Annotated in this window: 16 protein-coding genes; 3 read left to right on the plus strand and 13 right to left on the minus strand. The window is 67.1% G+C overall.

Annotated elements, in window-relative coordinates; translation table 11 throughout:
• The first annotated feature begins 213 nt into the window (after positions 1 to 213).
• Positions 214 to 1,242 (plus strand): aldo/keto reductase, encoded by a 1,029-nt coding sequence (locus C7R54_RS24035; RefSeq protein ID WP_129153253.1) that lies wholly within the window; start codon positions 214 to 216, stop codon positions 1,240 to 1,242.
• Between the two features lie 275 nt (positions 1,243 to 1,517).
• Entirely contained in the window at positions 1,518 to 3,854 is a 2,337-nt protein-coding gene (locus C7R54_RS24040) for a sensor histidine kinase (protein ID WP_129153254.1), read from the plus strand.
• A 37-nt stretch (positions 3,855 to 3,891) separates the two neighbouring features.
• Here the strand turns inward: C7R54_RS24040 and C7R54_RS24045 are convergent, their stop codons facing one another.
• The 11 genes from C7R54_RS24045 to C7R54_RS24090 are packed head-to-tail and all read right to left on the minus strand — an operon-like array spanning position 3,892 to position 14,067.
• A complete protein-coding gene (locus C7R54_RS24045) occupies positions 3,892 to 4,962 on the minus strand; it encodes a protein-glutamate methylesterase/protein-glutamine glutaminase (RefSeq protein ID WP_129153255.1) in 1,071 nt (356 codons plus the stop codon).
• A gap of 14 nt (positions 4,963 to 4,976) precedes the next feature.
• Positions 4,977 to 5,543 (minus strand): chemotaxis protein CheD, encoded by a 567-nt coding sequence (locus C7R54_RS24050; protein ID WP_192903734.1) that lies wholly within the window; start codon positions 5,541 to 5,543, stop codon positions 4,977 to 4,979.
• Positions 5,544 to 5,545: 2 nt separating this feature from the next.
• Complete coding sequence (locus C7R54_RS24055) at positions 5,546 to 6,346, minus strand: CheR family methyltransferase (RefSeq protein ID WP_129153256.1); 801 nt, start codon at positions 6,344 to 6,346, stop codon at positions 5,546 to 5,548.
• 60 nt (positions 6,347 to 6,406) lie between these two features.
• On the minus strand, positions 6,407 to 7,702 hold the full coding sequence (locus C7R54_RS24060; protein WP_240039687.1) for an EAL domain-containing response regulator: 1,296 nt from the start codon (positions 7,700 to 7,702) through the stop codon (positions 6,407 to 6,409).
• A gap of 13 nt (positions 7,703 to 7,715) precedes the next feature.
• Positions 7,716 to 8,294 carry a chemotaxis protein CheW gene (locus C7R54_RS24065; protein ID WP_129153258.1) on the minus strand — a complete coding sequence of 193 codons (579 nt, stop codon included), beginning with the start codon at positions 8,292 to 8,294 and terminating at the stop codon, positions 7,716 to 7,718.
• A 15-nt stretch (positions 8,295 to 8,309) separates the two neighbouring features.
• The gene (locus tag C7R54_RS24070) at positions 8,310 to 9,764 is read right to left on the minus strand and encodes a methyl-accepting chemotaxis protein (RefSeq protein ID WP_377815474.1); all 1,455 of its coding nucleotides are present in this window, start codon (positions 9,762 to 9,764) and stop codon (positions 8,310 to 8,312) included.
• Positions 9,706 to 10,080, minus strand: a complete 375-nt coding sequence (locus C7R54_RS29310) for an MCP four helix bundle domain-containing protein (protein WP_338026239.1) — start codon at positions 10,078 to 10,080, stop codon at positions 9,706 to 9,708. Before C7R54_RS29310 ends, C7R54_RS24070 begins: the two co-directional genes overlap by 59 nt.
• A complete protein-coding gene (locus C7R54_RS24075; protein WP_129153259.1) occupies positions 10,034 to 12,202 on the minus strand; it encodes a chemotaxis protein CheA in 2,169 nt (722 codons plus the stop codon). Before C7R54_RS24075 ends, C7R54_RS29310 begins: the two co-directional genes overlap by 47 nt.
• Positions 12,203 to 12,226: 24 nt before the next feature.
• The gene (locus tag C7R54_RS24080; protein ID WP_129153260.1) at positions 12,227 to 12,550 is read right to left on the minus strand and encodes an STAS domain-containing protein; all 324 of its coding nucleotides are present in this window, start codon (positions 12,548 to 12,550) and stop codon (positions 12,227 to 12,229) included.
• Positions 12,550 to 12,918, minus strand: coding sequence for a response regulator (locus C7R54_RS24085; protein WP_129153261.1), 369 nt, complete (start codon positions 12,916 to 12,918; stop codon positions 12,550 to 12,552). Before C7R54_RS24085 ends, C7R54_RS24080 begins: the two co-directional genes overlap by 1 nt.
• A 9-nt stretch (positions 12,919 to 12,927) precedes the next feature.
• Positions 12,928 to 14,067 (minus strand): methyl-accepting chemotaxis protein, encoded by a 1,140-nt coding sequence (locus tag C7R54_RS24090; protein ID WP_129153262.1) that lies wholly within the window; start codon positions 14,065 to 14,067, stop codon positions 12,928 to 12,930.
• Between the two features lie 341 nt (positions 14,068 to 14,408).
• Here C7R54_RS24090 and C7R54_RS24095 point away from each other — a divergent pair, with 341 nt between their 5' ends.
• On the plus strand, positions 14,409 to 15,464 hold the full coding sequence (locus C7R54_RS24095) for an AraC family transcriptional regulator (protein ID WP_129153263.1): 1,056 nt from the start codon (positions 14,409 to 14,411) through the stop codon (positions 15,462 to 15,464).
• A 25-nt stretch (positions 15,465 to 15,489) separates the two neighbouring features.
• Here C7R54_RS24095 and C7R54_RS24100 read toward each other — a convergent pair whose 3' ends face one another.
• Together C7R54_RS24100 and C7R54_RS24105 are read right to left on the minus strand one after the other, a co-directional pair.
• On the minus strand, positions 15,490 to 17,133 hold the full coding sequence (locus C7R54_RS24100; protein ID WP_129153264.1) for an FAD-dependent oxidoreductase: 1,644 nt from the start codon (positions 17,131 to 17,133) through the stop codon (positions 15,490 to 15,492).
• Entirely contained in the window at positions 17,133 to 18,644 is a 1,512-nt protein-coding gene (locus tag C7R54_RS24105) for a polyamine aminopropyltransferase (RefSeq protein WP_129153265.1), read from the minus strand. Before C7R54_RS24105 ends, C7R54_RS24100 begins: the two co-directional genes overlap by 1 nt.
• Positions 18,645 to 18,713 lie beyond the last annotated feature (69 nt).

The following is an 18,713-nucleotide window of genomic DNA, read 5'->3' on the forward strand; positions in this document are numbered from 1 at the left end:
TGAGCGCCGGCCAAGCCGGCGTGCCGGAATTATACGGGGCCGGATATGTCCTGGCGTAAGGCAGGTCTGCGTCCACGGTGCCAGCTCACTGTTCCAGCTCCAGGAACGCAGTTAACGGGCGCCCCCCCTTTTTTCCATGCCGCGCCCTCGGCGATGATTGAAAGCCTGACCGGCCGCATCCGGCGGCCGTCCCCGACACAGCGAGGTGGATACATGGAATATCGACACTTGGGCGCATCCGGCTTTACGGTGCCCGTACTCAGCTTCGGAACCGGCACGTTCGGCGGCAAAGGCGAGTTCTTCCAGGCCTGGGGGCAGACCGACGTCGCGGAAGCGCGCCGCCTGATCGACATCTGCCTGGAAGCGGGGGTGACAATGTTCGACACGGCGGATATCTATTCGCGCGGCGCGTCCGAAGAGGTCCTGGGCGAAGCGATCAAGGGACGCCGGGACCAGGTCATCCTGTCGACCAAGGCAACCTTCCGTTTCGACGACACCCCGAACAATGTGGGATCGTCGCGCTTCCATTTGATACGCGCGGTCGAAAACTCGCTCAAGCGCCTGGGCACCGACTACATAGACCTGTTCCAGCTGCACGGCTTCGACGCCAGGACCCCCGTGGAGGAAGTCCTGTCGACGCTGGATACGCTGGTGCGCGCCGGCAAGATCCGCTACACGGGCGTATCCAATTTCTCCGGGTGGCATCTGATGAAGTCGCAGGCGACGGCCGACCGCTACGGCTATCCGCGCTACGTGGCCAACCAGACCTATTACTCGCTCATCGGGCGCGATTATGAATGGGAACTGATGCCGCTGGGCCTGGACCAGGGGGTGGGCGCGGTGGTGTGGAGTCCGCTGGGTTGGGGTCGGCTCACCGGCAAGATCCGGCGCGGCCAGCCGCTGCCGGCCAACAGCCGTCTGCACAAGACGGCCCACCTGGGGCCGCAGATGGCGGAGGAATATCTCTTTCGCGTCGTCGATGCACTGGACGAGGTCGCCCAGGAAACCGGCAAGACGGTCCCGCAGATCGCGCTGAACTGGCTGCTGCAACGGCCGACGGTCAGCACGGTGCTGATCGGGGCGCGCGATGAAGCCCAGTTGCGGGCGAACCTGGGCGCCGTAGGCTGGAACCTGACGGCCGACCAAGTGGCGAAGCTGGACGCCGCGAGCAAGGTGGACCGCCCATACCCTTATTGGCATCAGCAAGGTTTTGCGGAACGCAATCCCGCGCCTACGGAATAAGGGCACCGGGGCGCGGCGGGGTGTGGCGCTCTGGCGCGCCAGCACGCAATCGCAGGCATGCAATCGAGGCATGCAATCGCAGGCATGCAATCGTTTGCTATTTTTACACACAATATTTGTTTACTTTTATTAGCAAACTTGTTGAGGCGCGACGATTGAAATAATTAATTAACTTAACTACTATCCCTACACCCCAGTAGTGGCCAGTTGCAATTGGCACCGGTAGCGCGACCGCGCCGCGCAGTCCCGGCCCCCCCGGGCCGTGCTGGACCACCATGCGACTCAAAGCGATCCTCGCCAGGCTGGCGTTCCTGCTGTCAGTACTTTTGGCCACGACGACCGCCTGGGCTGGGGACCTGCGTTTAAGCGCCGCGCCGGACCGCCCCCTGGACCTGAAGCCGTACATCGACGTCTATGACGATATGTCGGGACGGCTGCGGCTGCCCGATGTACTGGCCCTGATGCGGTCTTCCCCCCGCGTCTTCCAGCACAGCAGCCACGACCCGCGCTCCCCGCCCGCGCAGGCCATCCGCTGGATGGCGATCGCCCTGCACAACGACGCCGACGTCCCCCTGCGGTTGGCGTTGATCCCCGCGGCTACCGACACCGACGAGGTGGAAGTCAACGTGGACCTTGACGGTGCCTGGACGCAAACGCGCTTCGGCAGCGCCCTGCCCTTGGAACAGCGAACCAACGCCGACGACGCCACCAGCACCCGTTTCGTCCTGGAGCCCGGCGCCCAGGCCCGTGTCTTCATAAGCGTGCGCAATGCCTTGCCCAGCCCCATCATGCCCATGCTGGAATCGGCCGAGCGCCATGCGCGGATCAAGTCCGCAAGCCTGGCCTGGGATGCCGCGCTGATCGGTGGACTGGCCGCGCTGGCCTGGTGCGCGTTCCTGATAGGCTGCATCACGCAACGCCTGCCCTATGTGTACCTGGGCCTGCTGGCCGCCACGGAAGCACTGTACGAAGCGGCCATCCGCGGCCAGGCCCAGGCCATGTTCTGGCCCGACGCCGCCGGCTGGGGCAGCCGCGCGGAATTGGTCCTGGGCAGCATCTGCATCGTGCTGTTCATCCTGTTCCTGCGCAGCGTGGCGCGCCGCGACCCCTTGCTGGCGGGCGGGCTGCTGGCGGTGGACATGGTGCTGGCCCTGCTGACCGGCCTGCTGGTAGCGTCTTGGACCACGGATCTTTACACGGTGTCGGTGCTGCTGACCGCCATCGGCGCGGTAGTGAGCGCCAGCCTGCTCGCCGTGACGCCCTTCCTGCCGCGCCGCGCGCTGCCCACGGCACGCCTGCTGGGTATCGCCGCCGCGCTGCTGCTATGCCATACCTTGCTGCATACGGCCAGCCTGCGCAGCCTGCAGGCGGTTCTCTCGCCCTATCCCGAGCTCGGGATAAACACGATGTCGGCCTTGCTGCTGCTGGCGCTGGGATCCACGCTGGCCATGCTCGCCGCCTGGACCAACCGGCTGCCCCGGCGCGGCAGCGCGGCGGCGATCATGGGACCGCATGAACGCGCCAGGCTGCGCATGCAAGTACAAATGCAGACCGCCGCGCTGGACGAGGCGCTGCAGCAGGCCACGCAAAAGAGCCGCCAGCAGGACCAACTGCTGGGGTATATCAGCCACGACCTGCGTGCGCCGCTGGCTACCATCGCCAATTACATGCGCCTGGTGCGCGAGGCCGCCACGCCGGAACAGCAATCCCACCTGGACGTCATCGAGCGCAGCCTGGGCCATCAATTCCAGCTGGTGGACGAAGTACTGGCATTCGCCCGCGGCCGGACCCAGCCGCTGGAACTGGTGCCGGCGCCGGCGTCGCCGACCCAGCTGCTGAGCGAGGTCATCGGCAATGCCGTGGCCTTCTGTGCCGCCAAGCGCAACGCCTTCCATTTCCTGCCGCCCGCCAGCCTGCCCGTCAGCATCATGGTCGATGCGGTCAGGCTGCGGCAGGCGCTCTTGAATCTCCTGGACAATGCGGCCAAGTTCACCGAGGACGGCCGGGTATCCCTCTGCGTCACCACGCTAAGGCGCGACGACCGCTGGATCCTGGAATTCATGGTGGCTGACAACGGTCCGGGCGTACCGCTGGAACGCCAGGCGGAAATCTTCAGCGCCTTCAAGCAGCTGCGCAACGAGCACGGCGGCGTGGGCCTGGGCCTGTTCATCGCGGAGCACATCGTGCGCGCAATGGGCGGCCAGCTTGCCTTGTCCAGCATTCCCGGCGACGGCGCGCGATTCAGCTTCAGCATCGACGTGCCGGGCGTCGACCAGACCCTCGTATCCATGTCTCCGGTCAGCGTGGCGCCGCCGCCCCGCTTCCTCGAAGCCGCGCTGACCTTGCCGCCGGCGGCGACACGGCAGGCGCTGGCGCGGCTGGCGCGCGACGGCGAGGTCAGTGAATTGCATGCCTGGCTGAAGCGGACACGCGACAAGCATCCGGAATGCGGCGCCTTCATCCAGCGCGTCCATGGCGCCCTGGAAGAGCTGGACCTGGCCACCATCGAACACCTGGCGCGCGCATCCTACGATACGTCCTACGCCAACACCGCGATAGCCGCGCCGGCGACACCGCCGCGTCCCAGGCGACGCCAGCGCACCCGCGCCTAGCGCCGCGGACTGCCGTGGCGGGGCGGCGTGGTCCGGCCTAGCGTCCGGCCACGGCCTGGATTTCCCGGCCTATCGCCGCCAGGGCCACGGTGCGCTCCACGGCGCCGCGCTTGATGGCCTCCTTCGGCATGCCGAACACCACGCAGCTCTCCTCGTCCTGCGCCAACGTGCGCGCGCCGGCGCTGCGCATTTCAAGCAGGCCGGCCGCGCCGTCGTCGCCCATCCCGGTCATGATGATGCCCAGGGCATTGGCGCCGGCGCTGCGCGCGACCGAACGGAACAGCACGTCGACCGACGGTCGATGGCGGTTGACCAGCGGACCGTCCAGCACATCGACGTAGTACTGCGCGCCGCTGCGCTTGAGCACCATGTGGCGCCCTCCCGGCGCGATCAGCGCGCAACCGGGCGCGACCCGGTCCCCTGATCGTGCTTCCTTCACGCTGATGCGGCACACGCCGTCGAGCCGCGCGGCGAACGCCGCGGTGAATTTCTCCGGCATGTGCTGCACGATGACCAGGCCGGGGCACACCCGCGGCAGGCTGGTCAGCACCTCCTCCAGCGCCTGCGTGCCGCCGGTGGAGGTACCGATGGCGACAACCCGCTCGGTGGTCTGCGCCATGGCGCGCGCCTGCGGCGGCGGCCGCACGGCGTCCGCGCTGAGCTTCGGCGCCGGCGGCGCGCCACCGCCCGGCCGCACCCGGGCCCGGGCGGCGCTGCGCACGGTGGCGATCAACTCGTTGGCGGCTTCCACCAGGAATTGCCGCAGGCCCAGCTTGGGCTTGGTGACGACGGCTACCGCGCCCACGGCCAACGCCTCGATCGAGGTGCGCGCCCCTTTTTCAGTCAACGTCGAACAGATCACCACGGGCGTGGGGCGTTCCTGCATCAACAGGCGCAGGAACGTCAGGCCGTCCATGCGCGGCATTTCGATGTCGAGCACGATGACGTCGGGCCACGCCTGTCCCGCCTGCCTGAGGCGGTCGATGGCGAGCAACGGGTCCGCCACCGCATGGCTGACGGCGATATCGGGCGCATCGTTCAGCACGCTGGCGAGCACCTGGCGCACGACGGCGGAATCGTCGATGACCATGACGTTGAGGGTAGGCATGACTGTACTGGGTCCTACGTGATCGTTGGCGCCGACGGCGGGAGTGAAATCTGCTTCACCCAGACGTCGCCGGTCGCCATACTGAAAATGACTTGCCTGTGGCCGCTGCCGAACAGATGCTCCGATCGCACCGCGACGCCGTATTGCCGCAACAACTCGCGGGCCGCCTCGCCATTGCGGCGGCCGATATCCACCACGTGAGGATGGGGCCGGTCGGGGAACATATTGCCGCCGCCGAAAATCTTGGCCTCGCACTCCTGCACCCCGATGCCTTTCCTTTCCAGCGCCCGTACCATCAAGTGCACCGCCTCCGCGCCGTAGCGGCCATCCAGCGGCTGGTCGCCGTGCCGGGGGCGGGAAGCCAGCAGGAAGTGGGACATCGCGCCCTCGCGGCGACCCGGATGCCACAACGTGATGGACACGCACGATCCCAGGATGGTGCGAACCCGGAACCGCGCATCGCCCACGATGTAGCTGCCCGGCTGCAGGAACATATCCACGGCATGCCCCGCCAGCGACGCATCGGCCGCGTCGTTGGCAGGGCGACGCGGCGCGGGCTGGGCAGGTATGCATTCCCGCATGGTCAGGTCTTGCGATACACGGACGGCATCACCGCGGTCACCGCGGCGTCCAGGCCGTGCAGGCTTTCCGAATGACCCACGAACAGCACCCCTCCCGGTTTCAGCCGCGACAGGACGCGTCCTATCACCTGCCGCTTGGTCTCGCCGTTGAAATAGATCATCACGTTGCGCAGGAACACCGCATCGAAGGCGCCCAGGTCCGGCAGGGGCGCGTTCAGGTTGGCATGATCGAAGCGCACATGCTGGCGCAGCGTCCGGTCGACCAGGAAGGTGCCGGCCTGCGGACCCAACCCCTTGAGGCAATAGCGCTTGAGCATGGCCTGCGGAATATGGCGTCCACGCTGTTCAGGATAGTGGCCGGTACGGGCGCGCGCCAGCACCCGGGTGCTGATGTCGGTGCCCAGCACCTCGAAAGGACGGCCTTGCAGGCAGTCGTGCAGCACCATGGCGACGGTATAGGCCTCCTCGCCGGTGGAGCTGGCCGCGCTCCAGACGCGGTAAGGCCGGGACCTCGCGGCATCCGATTGCGCCTCCCGGGCAAGCACCTCGAAATGGCGGGGCTCGCGAAAGAAATAGGTTTCGTTGGTGGTCAGCAAATCGATCGCCAACTGCGACTCGCGCGCCTCGCCGTCACGCTGCAACAGCGCGAAATAGGCCGCATAGCTGTCCACGCGGCGCGCCTCCAGCCGTTTGGCCAGGCGGCCGCAGACCAGCGCCTTCTTGGCCGCGGACAGGCTGATCCCCGCGGCCTCGAAGATGAAACGCTGGAAATGCGTGAATTCTTGATCGGAAATGGCGTACATGCGGGGCACGATGGCGGTCGAGGGGATGGAGGAGAAAACTCGTGGGAAGCCGGACTGCGGTCAGGGCGCGACAACGTCGCCAGCCTGGCGCGCGCCGCGAACCGGACGGCCAAGGCCCTCGCGCAGGCCATCGACCCGATGCCTGTGCTGCCTCAACCACCCTGGAATGCCGCTGCCCGCCATGGGGCGGGCGATGAAATATCCCTGCCCCACCATGCAGCCCAATTCGCGCAACAGCTGCCAGTCCTCCTCGGTTTCGATGCCCTCGGCCGTCGACACCAGCCCCATCTGCTGCGCCATGTCGATGGCCGCCTTGAGAATGACGCGCAGGTTCTTGCGCTTGATGGCTCCGTGCACGAAGCTGCGGTCTATCTTCAATTCCGTGAACGGGATGCGCGCCAGCTGCTGCATGGACGAGAAGCCGGTGCCGTAGTCATCGATGGACAAGCCGAAGCCGCGCAGCCGCAGCCGCGCCAGCAGGCCGCGCGCATGGCCGCCCGGGTCGACCAGCGAGCTTTCCGTGATTTCGAAACTCACCTGTTCCGTCGGCACCTGGAAGCGATGCACCACGGCCATGATGTCGTGCACCAGGCCAGGCCAGTCCAGCAGCAGGGGCGACAGGTTGATCGACAGCGTCAGGCGCAGGCCACGGCTGTTCCAGCTGGCCATCTGCGCCAGCGCCTGCTCCATCACCGCGAAGGTCAACGGCTGGATCAGGCCATATTGCTCGGCCAGGGGAATGAAGCGCGCGGGCGGCACATCGCCCAGCCGAGGATGGCGCCAGCGGGCCAACGCCTCCACGCCGCGCACCAGGCCGGTGTTCATGTCGACCTTGGGCTGGTACTCCACATGGACCTGGCCCTGGGTCAGCGCGGCCTCCAGCATCCCGGGCGGGATCGGCGGCGCCTGTTCCTGTTCCCGTCCCTGTTCCTCTTCGGTCCCGGCGCCACGGCGCGGGCGCGCCGCCACGCCATACGTGTCCAATGCATGGCCCAGGGCTTCCCGCGTAACGGGCTTTTCCAGGCCGGCCAGCACATTGAAACCCATGTCCAGCGCGATGGCGACCACGGAATCGATCATCGCGCTCTCGCGGCCGGACGCGATGACCAGGTCGACCAGGGTATTGCGGATGCGCAGCTGCTCTATCAGCTCGACGCCGTCCATGCCGCGCATTTCGATATCGACCACGATGACCTGGGGCAAGGGCCGCAGGGTATCGAGCACGGCCAGCGCCTCCTCGCCGTCGCCCGCCTCGTGGACCGACGCGATGCCCAGATCGCGGCATAGCGACGCCGTATGGCGCCGCTGATACAGGCTATCGTCGACCACGAGAATGGAGCGCAGCGTAGGCAACACGTTCGCGCCCCGTTCAACCCGCCGCCGGGGCGCCGCGTGGCAGCAGGGACTGGGCCTGGTGCCCGCCGCCCGGCAGGGACGCGGCCTCGACCAGCGTCGCGCCATCCGGCAGGGCTTCCAAAGCCAGTATCCGGCCCACGGCCAACAGGATGACGAAGCGGCCGCGCACCTTGCCGACGCCGGCAATGAAGTCGGTGCGCACGCCAGCCCCGAACAAGGGCGGCGGCTCGATATCCGCGGCCGCGATCTCCAGCACTTCGCTGACCGCGTCCACCACCACGCCCGCCACCTGGGCGCCGCCCTCCGGCTCGTCGACCTCGACGATGACGATGCACGTGCGCTTGGTCACCGGCGCCGCCGGGCGGCCGAAGCGCGCCTGCAGGTCGATGACCGGCACCACGGCGCCGCGCAGGTTGATCACGCCGCGTATGGACGGCGGCATCATGGGCACCACGGTCAGGTCGTGGTACTCGATGATCTCCTTGATCGACAGGATGCCGATGGCGAACATTTCGCCGCCCAGCAGGAACGTCAGGTATTGCGAGGAATCGGCCGGCGCGGCCGGCTCGCCCGCCAAGGACAAGGCATTCATGGCAGCGCTCCGCGATCAGTAGCGGCCGAACTGCGACTCGTCCGGCGTATCGACGCCGGCGAACGCAAGAGCGACGCCAGGTTCGACGTCGAGCGTCTCGCGCGCCGCCGCGGCCGCGCCCCGCTTCACCGTCGGCGCCGGCTTGCGCCGCGCCTGGACCGCGCCGGCCTGCCGTCCACTGAGCTTGAAATAAGCCATGGCCTGCTGCAACTGTTCGGCCTGCGAGCTCATTTCTTCCGCCGTGGCCGCCAGCTCCTCGGAACTGGAAGCGTTCTGCTGCGTGGTCTGGCTCAACTGGCCGACGGCCGCGTTGATCTGGCTGACGCCCGAGGACTGCTCCTCGGACGCCGCCGTGATCTCCTGCACCAGGTCGGAAGTCTTGCGGATATTCGGCACCATCTGCTCCAGCAAACGGCCCGCGCGCTCGGCCAGTTCCACGCTGGAGCTGGCGACGTCGCCGATCTCCTGCGCCGCCACCTGGCTGCGCTCCGCCAGCTTGCGCACTTCCGCGGCCACGACGGCGAAACCCTTGCCGTGTTCGCCGGCGCGCGCCGCCTCGATGGCCGCGTTCAGGGCCAGCAGGTTGGTCTGGTAGGCGATATCGTCGATGATGCCGATCTTCTGCGCGATCTGCTTCATGGCGGCCACGGTGGAAGTCACGGCTTCGCCACCCTCGGCGGCCTCGGCCGCGGCCTTGGTCGCCATGCCGTCGGTGACCTTGGCGTTCTCGGTGTTCTGGGCGATGGACGCCGTCATCTGCTCGATGGATGCGCTGGTCTCTTCAACCCCGGCCGCCTGCTCGCTGGACGCCTGGCTAAGCGATTGCGCCGTGGCGCTGACTTCCTCCGACGCGCCGGCCAGCGCCTCGGCGCTGCTATTGACCTCTGTCACCACCTGCGACAGGCGGCCGACCATATTCTTGACCGCCGCCATCATGCTGGTGGTGTCGTTCTTCCTGGTCCGCACGTTGACCGACAGGTCGCCCTCGGCCACCTGCTTGAGGATGCCGGCCGCGTACCCGGGCTCGCCACCCAGCAGCTTGAGCAGGCCGCGCGTGATGAACAGGGCGATCAGCCCGGCCAGCACCACCGCGGCGATGGCCAGCGTCAGGACCAGCGTGCGGGTTTCGGCATAGAGCGCGTCACCCTCCTGGCGGGTATCCTCCATCAACTGGACCTGACGGGCGAGCAAGCTGCGCAGCGCCTCTTCCGATGCCGTATTGGCGGCCAACACATCGCTTTTCAGGAAGGCGGCGGCGGCTTCGCGGTCCTGTGCATACAGCGCCAGGAAGCGCTCGACGTTCTGATCCACCGCCCGGCGCGCGTCCTGGGCGTGCTTCAGGAGCTTGCTCGCGGTGTCGTCGACGATGACCTTCTGCAACTTTTCCAGGTTGGCGCGGCTGGTGGCCATGTTATCGGCCATGCGCTTGCGCTGGCGGTCCAGTTCGCCGGCATCGCTCGTCAGCAGCATGCCGCGCAGGACGCGGCCGTCGTCGATAGTGCGTTGCACATTGTCGTTGAGCACGGGCGACCTTGGGATAGCGGTCCTCGGTCACCATGGCCAGGCCCGCATTGACCTTTTCCAGCCGCTGCATGCCCAGGACCGATATGGCCACGAGCAGGATGATCACCACCCCGAACCCCAACGCCAACCGCGTGGCGACTTTCATATTCCCAAACATAGGCTTGCTCCTCGATCTGAATTGTCCACTCGACGATGTTCCGCGCCGGTCCTTGGCGTCATGCGTCTGACCGGGCGATGCCGGTTGGCGTGGAATGCCTTGCATTTTCCATAAGGGCCGGCACGTCAAGGATCAGCGCGACTTCGCCGCTGCCCAGGATGCTGGACCCGCTGATGCCCTGCACGCCCGCGAAGATACGCGCCAGCGGTTTGATGACGGCCTGTGTTTCGCCCAACAAGGTGTCGACGACCAGGCCACAACGCTGGGCGCCATGGCGGACCACCACGATGTTCTCGCGCGCGCCCGCTTCGCCGGACAGCGCGAACATCTCGCGCAGGCGAATGAAGGGCAGCACCTGGCCGCGCAGGTCCGTGTAGCTGCCGCCCGCGACCGCGTTATAGGCGACGCACTCGTCCACCATGTCCAGCGGCAGGATGAAACGCGAGCGGCCGACGCCGACCTGGAAGCCGTCGATGATGGCCAGCGTCAGCGGCAGGCGCACCGTAACCAGCGTGCCGGCGCCCGGGCGGCTGGTGACATCGACGCTGCCGCGCAGCGCTTCGATATTGCGCTTGACCACGTCCATGCCCACCCCGCGCCCCGACAGGTCGGTCACCGCGGCGGCCGTCGAAAAGCCCGGCTCGAAAATCAGCTTGAACACGTCGCTGTCGGACAGGACCTGCCCAGGCTCGACAATGCCGCGTTCCACCGCCTTCGCGAAGATGCGTTCGCGGTCCAGGCCGCCGCCATCGTCGCGCACCTCGATCACGATATGGCCCGACTCATGGCGGGCGTCCAGCGTGATGGTGCCGTGCGCGGGCTTGCCCCGCGCCACCCGCACGTCGGCCGGCTCGATGCCATGGTCTATGGCATTACGCACCAGGTGGGTCAGCGGATCGCCGATTTTCTCCACCACCGTCTTGTCCAGCTCGGTCTCCTCGCCGCTGATCGCCAACTCGATGTGCTTGCCCAGCGTACGCGCCACGTCGTGCACCACGCGGCGGAAACGGTTGAAGGTGGCCCCGATGCGGACCATGCGCAATTGCAGCGTGCTGTCGTGCACGGCCTCGACCAGGTCGGCCACCTGCGAAGCGCACTCCTGCGCCTCGGCGTTGCCGCTGCGCGCGGCGGCCAGGCTGGCGCCGGCGGACGCAGTGATCAGTTCGCCCACGAGGTTGATCAAATGATCGAGCTTGTCCGCGTCGACGCGCACCGACCGGCTTTCGCCCACCTTCCTTTCCTTGGCCTGCCGCTGCCGGTGCAACGCCGCGGCCACCACCGGCGGCGCGACCGCCAGCTGCTGCACCAGGATCTGGCCCAGGGGCTCCGGATCGTCGTCCTCGCCCTGCAGCCGCAAGGCCTCTTCCAATTCACGCGGCGTCAACGTCCCGCAGCGCACCAGCATCTCGCCCAGCATGGCCGGTTCCTCGCCCAGACCGGCCAGCATGTCCATATAGTCGGAGATGCGGCTGCGGGGAGGAATGATGCGTATGTTGCAATCGTCGATGACGAATTCGAAAGTGCCTTCGATCGTGGCCTTGTCGGCGGGACTGTCCAGGCCGATTTCGAAGCCGAGATAGCAGGCTTCCGGATCCATGTCGTCCAGGGCGGGCAGGCGTCCCGCCTGGCACGCCACGCCGGTGATGCGGCCCAGCCGCTGCAAGTAGCGGATGAAGGACAATGGGTCCATGCCATTGCGCAGCACGCCCTCGTGGAAACGCAGGGAGATATGCCAATGATCGGCATAGTCCCCCGGCTCGTCCGCCTGACCTGCCTCGCCCGCCTGGCCATCCGCCCGCATCACCGCCACGGCGGCCGCGTCACCCTGGCCTCGCAGGTAGCCGGCCAGCCGCTCGCGCAGCATGCCCCCTTCCGTCCGCGAATCGGGATCATCCCCGTCCTGCGCCGCGCCTCCATCGACGCCGTCGACAAGGCGGCCGATATAGTCCTTGCAACCCAGCATCAGCGCCACCATCTCGGCGTCGAGGCCGATGACGCCCTCGCGCACCCGGTCCAGCACGCTTTCGACGTCGTGCGTGAACTCCACGATGCGGTCGATGCCGAACAGGCCCGCCGATCCCTTGATGGTATGGGCGGCACGGAAGATCGCATTGATGGCCGGCGCGCGGTCGATCTCGTCCTGCACCGTCAATAACGCCTCTTCCATTTCCGCCAGCAGTTCGCGGCTTTCGGTAATGAAGGTTTGCAGCGCCTGGTCCAGATCCATGCTTCGCTCCATGGGCCGCGCCGCTCAGGCGGCGGGCCCGATTTCCATGTCATGTCCGGCGGCCATGACAGGCGCCAGCGTGCTGTCCAGGCCCAGCAGGGCAATGACTTCGCGCAAGGGCTCGGCCAATCCGGCCAGGCGCAGTTCGCGTTGCTGCGCCTGGGCCCGCGCATGCGCCGCCAGCAACAGCTGTACGCCGGCGGTGTCGAGCTCGGTCACCCCGCTCAGGTCGACGCACAAGGGCTCGGGTTCCGCATCGGCAGCCAGGGCCTGCGACAGGCGCTGGCGCACCTCCTGCGCGGTATAGATCGTCAGCTCGCCCTCCAGCCGCAGCGTTCGCGCGTCCATTACGGCAGCACCAGTTTTTCCACCGCGCCCAGCAACTGGGCCGGCTGGAAGGGCTTGACCATCCAGGCCTTGGCGCCGGCCAGCTGGCCTTCGCGCTTCTTCGCTTCCTGGCTTTCCGTGGTAAGCATGATGACCGGCGTAAATCGATAGGCCGGCAGCTGCTTCACGCTCTTGAGGAACGTAATGCCGTCCATGTTCGGCATATTCACGTCGCTGATGATCAGGTGGATCTTCTGGCCCGTGAGCTTGGCCAATGCGTCCTGGCCATCGCGGCCTTCGATGACGTCATAACCGGCGCCGCGCAAGGCGATGCCCACCACCTGGCGCACCGAGGCCGAATCATCGACGATAAGTATGGTCTTGGGCATGCTGCTTCCTCAGAAGAAAGTGATGTCGTCGCCGGCGGTCGCCGGCTTGGTGGGCGCGCCGCGATGCAACTCACGTTCGCCGGCCATGGCATAGGTCTTCTCCAGCTCCTGCAACAGGCCGCCAGCGGCAAGCGGCAGCAGTTCGCCGGCCTCCTCGCACTCGCGCCGATAATCCTGGATCACGGTCGGCAGGCGCTCGATATTGGCCACGACGTGCGCCATGACCTGGCTGACCCGGTCCTGGAATTGCAGCTGGACCAGCGCCTCGTTGACTTCGGTCTGGATACCCTGGCTCTCTTCGCGCAGGCGATCGGTGGTTTCCGTAAGACCGTCGGCAAAGGCCTGGAAGCCTTCGAGCACTTGCTGGATGGCGGTTTCCGAAGCCGCGACCGCCTCCTGCTCGCGGCGGGTGGTCTGCTCGGCGACGGTGCAGGTCTGCAGGATGGCCGCGCCTATCAGCTCGATTTTTTCCGCGATGCGGGCGCCGGTTTCCCCGGACTGCTTGGAAAGCGCCCGGACTTCCTGCGCGACCGTGGCGAAGCCGCGGCCCAGGCTGCCCGCATGGGCTGCTTCGATGGTGGCGTTGATGGCGAGCAGGTTGGTCTGCTGGGTCACCATGGCGATGGCCTGCACCATGTCCTGGAGCTCGTCGACGAAGCCTTGCAGGCCCTGGACCTTGACCAGCATGTCGGCCTTGGTCTGCATGCCGTCGCGCAGTAGTTGCAGCACGCCATCCAGCTGCTGCCGGCTGCGCGCGGAGACGGCGGCGGCCGAACGATCGCCGCTGCCCCCATTGTCCATGGAGAGCCTGAGCGTCTGGTCCAGGCGCACGGATATCTCGCCAAAGCGCATGCTCAGCGCCGTGATGGCCTCTTCCATCTGGCTACGGGACGATTCGATCTGGCGCGACCACACCGGCGCCAGGTCCGCGCTGAAATTTTCCAGGTTGGCCATGTGACGCTGCACCGCCCCGTCTTCCGTGGACTCGGCACGTCCACGCCAGCCCGCGGCGATGCCCAGCGCAACCAGCACGGCGCCCGCGGCGCAGCCCCAGGTGGACCAGGCGGCGAAAGCCGCGCTGGCCACGCCTCCCGCGAGCCCCAGCAGCGTCGCACTCCAACGCGCCCACAGATGTCGAACCTCAGTCATGTACCGCCCTTGAACCTTTGCCGACACCATCCGCCGCGATAACGGATCGACGGCTTGCAAACCCACACCCCAAATCCATCATGGCGAAGCCGCCCACCGGCCTGAGGAGGGGGGTGCGCCCGGGCCGGGCCGGACATCGAAAATATCCGGTCAACCTGGACAACGGCAGGCGGGCGGCCCGGCAATACGGTTTGGTCGGCCAAAAATCGGCATGACATCGGCCAAGTCTGTTATCTTTACTAATTGAAGATACAAATACTGACAACCTGCCCGCCGGTAATTGCCGCCGGCATGGCCGTAATGCTGTCGCCAGTCGCTGGCGGTAGCGCCTTCGGAGCCCCATGTTCCACCCCTTACGCCGCGTCGCAAGACTTTCCGCCCTTCCCGATACGGCGGCCGCTGACGTCCCGCCGGTGGCCTTGCGCCAACTGATGACCGAAGCCTCGCGCGGCGGTCAGGACCCGGCGCTGCTTTGCGAGGGCGCGGGCTTCCGGCCGGACGACCTGCTGACGCCCGACTACCGGGTCTCGCGCGCGCAATACGCCCATGTCATCCGGCGCGCGCTGCGCGAACTGGGCCGACCGGCCCTGGGGCTGGAGCTGGGCGCCGGCGTCAACCCCGTGTCCCTGGGCCTGGTCGCCCTGGGCTTCATGAGTTGCCGCCATTCTCGCGAGCTGCTGGACTTCGCCATCGAGCACCAGCATGAGTGCGGTGGCCTGCTGTCCGTGCACGGCGAGGAGCTGGCGCAGACCTGGAGCCTGGAAGGCCGTTCCCATTTCGGCGACCGTCGTATCGACGGCTTCGTGGTCGATCACTGCTTTGCCGCCCTTGTGCAGATCTGCCGCCAGGTGGTGAGCGATCTCTTCAATCCGCGCATGGTGGAACTGGCCAGCGAACGGCCGCCTTACGGCGCCCTCTACGAGAGCGTCTTCCGCTGCCCGGTGCGCTTTGGCCAACCGCTGAACCGCTTGCACTTCCCGCGCGAGCCCCATGCCATACGCAGCGCCGACGCGGTAACGCTGGCGCTGGTGCGACGCGACCTGGCCGGCCGGGCCTCCCGGCCGGCGGCGCCTTCGGCACTGCATGCCGTGGTGGCGCAGGCCATCCGGCGCGACCTGGCCTACCCCACGCCCCTGCGCGACATCGCGGCCAGCCTGCACACCAGTGAACGTACCTTGCGGCGCCGGTTGGAGGCACAGGGGCTGACCTATGCGGGACTGCTGGAAGAAGAAAGACGGGCCCGGGCGCTCACCCTGCTGACGCAATCCTCGCGCAACGTGCAGCAAATCGCCGCGGCATGCGGCTACACCAATGCGCGCACCCTGCAGCGTGCCGTACAGCGCTGGACCGGCCATTCGCCCACCGGCCTGCGGCGCATCGGCCGGACCCAGGCCTAGGCGTCCGTCATGGGCGGAGCCGGCCCTAGGCTTCGCCCAGGATGCGTTGCGCCGCCCGCACGCCCCACCACGAGGCTTCCTCGAAAACCGAATACCCCGACAGGTCGGCGTGGGCGAACAGCACCCGGCCATCGACATCGCGCAAGGCCGCCAGGCCCGGATTGTCCAGGTAGCCCGGCGCCGGTATCGCCATGGCATGCCCTCGCACCGTGATTTCGAGCTGGCGGGCGTAACGCCAGAAATCTTCACCGTAGGCCGCCAGCAAATCGATGGCCGCCTGGTCGCGCAGGGCTTGCGCATCGGCACGGGCCAGCCAGCGGCGGGCCTGTTCGGGCGTCTCCGTGCTGACCGCCTGGTAGGCGGTGAACACCGTGCGCGGCGGCGGCGCCACGCGTATCAACTGATGGGTGGACACCACATAACCCAGGCCCGGTCCTTCGTAGACCACGTTATCCCACGCCAGCGGCGCGCCCGCCAACTCGCGGGGAAAACCTTCCAGGGTGAAATTCGACACCAGCCAGGGCGCATGCGGCGACTGGTGCACGGCATGGTCGTAGCCGTAGCCGGCCAGATCGCGCACGATATGGGCGGCCTCGAACAAGGGCATCGCGCAGACCACGCGGCCGGCGCGCAGCGAGCGCGTCACCGGCGCCGCCGGAGCGCCCGGCGATCCCTGGAAACCACCGGCCACCAGCACGGCCACGTCCGGGCCCTGTTCCTGCACGCGCATCGCCGTGCCGGACTGCAGCCAATCCTCATGGCCCAGCCGCCGCGTGATGGACGCCCGCAGATACGCCACCAGGCGCGCCAGCCCATTGGGCCAGGTCAGCACGGCGCCATCCGGCGCATTGCTCGCATGGCCGTCGCGGGAGCAGAAGTAATGCAGTCCGGCCCACGCCGACACCCGGTCATGCGGCGCGCCATAATCGTCGCGGCAGCAGTAATCCAGGTACCAATGCAGCGCGGGCGACGTATAGCCCTGGTCCAGCAGCCATTGCCTGAAGGTCAGGCGGTCCAGCGCGCGCCATTGCGCATCCCGCGAAGACAATGCGATGGGAATGCAGAACAGCTTGCGGCCATCCTGGCCCACCGCGTCGCGCAGGCCGTCGACATGGCGGAAGAAGGCATCGTGCTGGGCTTGATCCCGCGGCGTGGCGCCCGGCGGCACCAGCGCATCCTCCCACCGCCCGTCGCGCAGCAGTCTTTCGTCCAGGCCATGCACGACGACGGCCTCGTCCATATAAGGGCGTTCGGTTTGCGCGCCATCCAGGATGACGCCGAATTCGGCCAGCATTTCGCGCACGTGCGTGCTGGCTCGCGATGGCAGCGGCAAGTAGTGCGCGCCGCGCGGATAGGCGAGGTCTCCCGCGCCGCCGCCCGACGCATTGCCGCCGACCTCCGGTCCCGCCAGCACGACGAAATCCCGATGGCCGCGGCGCGCCAGGTGCCAGGCGCAGGACAGCCCCGCCACGCCGGCGCCCAGCACGGCCACACCCGCGCGCTGCTCGCCGCTGGGCGCCGGTAGCGCGGCACCGTCGCGCAGCCAGTGCCCTTCGCGCATGCCGGGATAGGCGAGCACCGGGGTGGTCTCGCGTATCGCCAGTCGCGCCGCGCTGCCCAGGGCCGCGGCGCCCACCGCCGCACCGAGCACGAAGGTACGGCGCCGCATCAGCGTATGACCTTGCGCCAGTCTTCGTCGAAGTAGCGCACCAGCGATTGCTCGTTGAGCCGGTTCGGCGGCATCTCCAGCGCGGGCATGTCGACCGGGAAGTGGAACAGCTCCTTGAGCGTGGGGCCATCCAGGTAGCGCGTGGGCACGGACACGCGCGCCGGCGGCGTATAGTCGGCGCGCTTGCCGGCAAGGATGTAGCCCCAATCGCCGAAAGACGGCACGTAGCAGTGGTAAGGCCAGGTATGCAGCCCGGCTTCCTTCAAGGTGGCGTTGATGCTCCAGAACGAATGCGGCGCGAAGTACGGCGAAGTGGACTGCACGACCATATAGCCCTGCTCCGACAGATGGCGCGCCATCAGCCGGAAAATGGGCGTGGAATACAGCCGGCCCAAGCCGAAATTGGTGGGATCCGGAAAATCCACGACGATGAAGTCATAGACATGGGCATTCGATTCCAGCCACGCCCCGGCGTCGGCATTGATCACCGTCACGCGCGGGTTCTTCAGCGACCCCTGGTTCAACTCGACCAGGGGCGCCGACGTCGAGAAAAGCCGGGTCATCGCCGGATCCAGGTCGACCAGCGTGATGTGCTCGATATTCTTGTGCTTGAGGATTTCGCGCACCGCCAGGCCGTCTCCGCCGCCCAGCACCAGGACATTGCGCGCCCAGGGCACGGCATCCAGGCCCGGATGGACCAGGGCTTCGTGATAGCGATGCTCGTCGCGCGAGGAGAATTGCAGGTTCCCGTTGATATGCAGGCGCAGGTCGTCGCGCCACCGGGTCACCACCAGCCGCTGATAGGGCGTGGTTTCCGCATGGATGACCTGGTCGCCGTACAAGCCCCGTTCGGCCCAGCCCGTCATCTGCCCCGACAGGCCGAAGCCCACCGCCAGCAGGCCCATCACCAGGGTGGCGCGCCAGACCTTGTCGGCCGCCCTGGACAAATGCGCGCGGAACAGCCACGCGGTCCAGAGCGACACGCTGGCGTTGAGGATGCCGAACAGGAAACCCGTACGCAGCAGGCCCAGGTAAGGCGCCAGCAGCAGGGGGAACACCAGCGACACCGCCAGCGCGCCGAGATAATCGAAGGCCAGCACCTTGCTGACCAGCTCGCGGAACTCGGTGCGCTGTTGATTGAAGATGCGCATCACCAGCGGGATTTCCATGCCCACCAGCAAGCCGATCAGGAATACGCAGACATAGAGCGCCGCGCGAAACGGCGCCGCGACCCAGGCGAAAACGAGGAACAGCAGCGCGGCCGACAGGCCGCCGACCAAGCCCACCAGCAGCTCGACATCGATGAAGCGGTCGAGCACCTTGTCGTCGGGCACATAGCGCGAAAACCATGAGCCGACGCCCATGGCGAAGAGGTAACAACCGATTACCGTGGAAAACTGCAAAATCGAATCGCCGAGCAGGTAGCTCGCCAGGGCGCTACCGATCAGCTCATAGCCTAATCCACATGATGCAACAATCAATACGGAAAGTATCAGCGCGCGATCCCGCATGGGAGCTTCCGGAAGGCGAAAAATGCTGGCAGTATATCGAACCGCCCGCACGAACCGTCCCTGTTTACG

Source organism: Achromobacter aloeverae, assembly GCF_004121055.1.
In the GTDB taxonomy this organism is placed as follows: domain Bacteria; phylum Pseudomonadota; class Gammaproteobacteria; order Burkholderiales; family Burkholderiaceae_B; genus Bordetella_C; species Bordetella_C aloeverae.